This is a genomic window from Sphaerobacter sp. (genome assembly GCF_019683595.1).
GTDB lineage: Bacteria > Chloroflexota > Chloroflexia > Thermomicrobiales > Thermomicrobiaceae > Sphaerobacter.
In genome coordinates this window covers 1-3,315 of record NZ_JADGHZ010000283.1, presented here as the reverse complement: position 1 = coordinate 3,315, position 3,315 = coordinate 1, and the positions used below count along the sequence as shown (strand labels likewise).

Annotated in this window: 4 protein-coding genes; 2 read left to right on the top strand and 2 right to left on the bottom strand. The window is 71.2% G+C overall.

The window, feature by feature from the left end; translation table 11 throughout:
- Positions 1-388: hypothetical protein (locus tag IRZ30_RS16645; protein ID WP_294086791.1), on the bottom strand; the 388-nt coding region annotated here is incomplete at its 3' end.
- 625 nt (positions 389-1,013) lie between these two features.
- On the opposite strand from IRZ30_RS16645, the gene IRZ30_RS16640 reads away from it, so the two are divergent.
- Together IRZ30_RS16640 and IRZ30_RS16635 are read left to right on the top strand one after the other, a co-directional pair.
- A complete protein-coding gene (locus tag IRZ30_RS16640; protein ID WP_294086789.1) occupies positions 1,014-1,499 on the top strand; it encodes an SRPBCC family protein in 486 nt (161 codons plus the stop codon).
- Between the two features lie 11 nt (positions 1,500-1,510).
- Entirely contained in the window at positions 1,511-3,043 is a 1,533-nt protein-coding gene (locus tag IRZ30_RS16635; RefSeq protein ID WP_294086786.1) for a S41 family peptidase, read from the top strand.
- Positions 3,044-3,069: 26 nt separating this feature from the next.
- Here IRZ30_RS16635 and IRZ30_RS16630 read toward each other — a convergent pair.
- Positions 3,070-3,315, bottom strand: a 246-nt coding sequence (locus tag IRZ30_RS16630; RefSeq protein ID WP_294086784.1) for a RidA family protein, incomplete at its 5' end; no start/stop codon positions are given.

Here is a 3,315-nt window from a genome sequence, read left to right as displayed (position 1 = left end):
CCACCGCCATCGGAACCGTGTCCCCGCTTTCCTGCGTGCAGCCGTCGATCGTCCCGTCCACCTGCCGTACCCGGACGCGCTCCACGGGCGTGCCGCGCAGCCGCTGCTCGACCTGCACGACGTAGTCGGTGTAGATGGGGCGGTGGTTGCTGTACCCAGGGTTGAGGACGGCACCCCAGACCGGCGGGAGGATCTCGACGACTGTGCCGACCACGATCTGGTGAGACGCCCAGGCCAGCTCGTCGAGCGTCCCAAGCTGGACGATGGCTCCCCCACTGCTGACGTTGCAGCTCTCAGCCAGGTCGACGGTCGGTGTCGGCTCAGCCGCCACCGGGCTAGGGATCGAGTCGACGGTTGGGGTCGGGTGAGCCGTCACCGGGCTCGACATTGGGTTGCCTGCCTGTGTCGGTGGCTGGGTCGACGCGGTGCCCGTGACCTCACCACACCCGCCAAGGAGGGCGGCCGCCAGCAGCACCACGGCGCAGCGCCTGGACATTGAGATCCAAGGGGAGCTCGCGCCGTCGAGGAGAGCCGCGAGGATTCCGGGCATGTCCCGCATCATGGGCACCCCCCTCATGCGCAGCCTCATCGCGCGTACATTGGGCATCTCACTCCTAATGTACGTAGTGTGAGGGAAGCGTCAACGTTACACGACTCGTCATGTTGCGCGGACGACCGCCTGTGCCGGTCGGCGGTCAGCCCAGCAGCGCCCGGGCTTCGGCGAGGAGCTCCCGCTGGCGCCGCCGGTCGGTGCCAGAGAGGCCGGCGACGAGATGGGTGGCGCAGACGGCGTACTCCATGAAGCGCTCGGCTGCTTCGCTCGGGGTGCCGACGACCGGGACGGCCGCGGCGCGCTCGGGGGTGAATCCGTAACCCCCACGAGGTCGCGGGCGATTTCCTCTTTGGACGGCCCCGACGCCCGCCTCGACGGATCGGGCTTGCTATGATGGGCCGCGATGTGCCGATCGACGCTATCGCCGGGTGGGAACCCCTCGGTAAAAGGAGACGAGGCGATGACCGTGGACGATCTCCGGCTCTCACAGATCCCGGCCGTGAAGGCAGGGATGCTGATTCGCAGGCCGCCCGGCGAGGTGTTCCAGGCCTTTGCCGACCCGGCCGTCACGACCCGGTTCTGGTTTACCAAGAGCACCGGCGCGATGCGGCCCGGAGCGGTCCTGCGCTGGGAGTGGGAGATGTTCGGCGTCGGAACCGAGGTCCGGGTCCTGGAGGTCGAGGAGGACCGCCGGATACGCTTCACCTGGGGTGAGGAGAACCCCACCACGGTCGAGTTCCGCTTCGTCCCCTGGCGGGAGGACGCCACCTACGTGCAGGTCACGGAGAGCGGGATCAGCGGGAGCGGGGATGAGGTCGTGGCGCGCATCGCGGACGCCACCGGCGGCTTCTACCAGGTCCTGTGCGCGGCCAAGGCCCTGCTCGAGCACGGCGCGATCCTGAACGTGGTGCTGGACCACGTCCCGCCGGACGGGCTGGCACTCTGAAGGACGTGGCCATGGGTAGCGGATGCATGAGCCGGGGAAGTGGCGGCGCGCGGCAGTTGTTCCCCGGCGCAAGTGAGATCTGCGTCGTGCTGCCACGGGACGGCGCGGCGCTGGGTCCGGACGGCGAGCGAGCGCTCGCGGGGTTCCGCGAGCTCCTCTACCGGGAGCGAGCCGAGATCGAGGCCGAGTGCGGCGTGCCCGCGCGGTTCGTGGACACCGACCCGGGGGACGGGCCACGCTGGCTGATCGGCCCCGCCGCCTGGAACCCGGCCATCAACCGCTATCCCCGCCGCGGCGAAGGGCAGGCAGGGGTCTGGTTCGACCGCGAGCGGCAGGTGCTGATCACGGACGCACCCGACCTGTTCGGCGTCATCGAGGCGATCTCGCTGATCCGCACCCTCATCATGACCGGGCAGGACGCGGTCTTCGTCAGCGAGTGCCGGGACCTCGACGAGGCCATCGAGCGGATTACCCGCGAGGTCGGTTGGACCTACCCGTCGTTCGCGCTGCGCGGCCTCGACTGGGACGCGATCTGTGCGCGCCACCGCGAGCGGGTGGCGCAGGCCGCCGACCCGCTGGCGGCGATCCAGACCTGGCTCGCCGAGCTGCAGGATGCGCACACCTGGGTCAAGCCGAGCCCGGCGCCGGTGCCGCTGCCTTACCAGGTGTGGGTCGAGGGCGACACCGCCGTCTTCACCCGAGTGCCGCAGGGCACCGCCGCCTGGGATGCCGGGGTGCGCCCGGGCGATGTGCTGCTCGACGTGGACACGGCGGGCTGGTGGGCGCGGACCGGGTCCACGCCGCACGCCAAGCCCCTAATGACGGGCTACCGGCTCCTCTCGACGCCGGTCGGGGTCGAGCGGACGCTGGCGGCGCGGCGGGCCGACGGGCGGCGCGTGGAGTGGCGGGAAGTCGGCAGCATCGACCCGCCGTATCCGCTGGTGACCTGGACCCGCCTACCATCCGGCAGCGGCTACCTGCGGATCGAGGCGTGGCGGGCGGACCGGGACGTGGACGCAGCCATCGACGCCGCCTTCGCCGACCTCGCCGGCACGGACCGGCTGATCGTCGATCTCCGCGGCAACGGCGGCGGCAACCTCGCGCTCGCGCTCTCGTTCCGCGACCGCTTCCTGCACGAGCCGACCGTGCTCGGCTCGATCCGCTTCTCAACAGGGCCGGGCGAACTCTCCCCGCCGGCGCCGATCACCGGCGAGCCGGCCGACGAGCGCCGCCGCTGGCACGGCGCGGTGCGCTTCCTGACCGACCCGATGACCTATTCGGCCAGCGAGGACGCCCTCCTGGGGCTCCAGGGCCTGCCGCACGTCCGCGTCGTCGGCGAGCCGAGTGGCGGGGGCAGCGGGCGTCCACGGACGCTGCGACTGCTCCCCGGGATGACCCTGACGGTGAGCACCGCGCTCACCTACGACCGGCACGGCCGCTGCATCGAAGGCACCGGCATCCCGGTCGACCATTATGTCGTGCCCGAACGGTTCTCCCACGGTGCGGAGGACACGGTGCTCCGGGCCGCCGACCGGACGTGGTGAGCCGGGCTCCCGGCTCCCCTCGAGCCTCACGCGGCGGCCGTGGCCTCGATCTCCACGAGCATCTCCGGGTACGCCAGGCGCTGGACACCGAGCAGCGTCATGGCCGTGCGACAGCCGGCCTGGTTCAGGCGGCCGACGACTTCATCCCACACGCTGAACAACCCGTCCATGTCGGTCGTGTACAGGGTGAGCCGGACGACGTCGGCCAGCGTGAAGCCCGCCTGGCCGAGGACGACCTCCAGGTTGTCGAGTGCCTGCCGAACCTGCGCCCG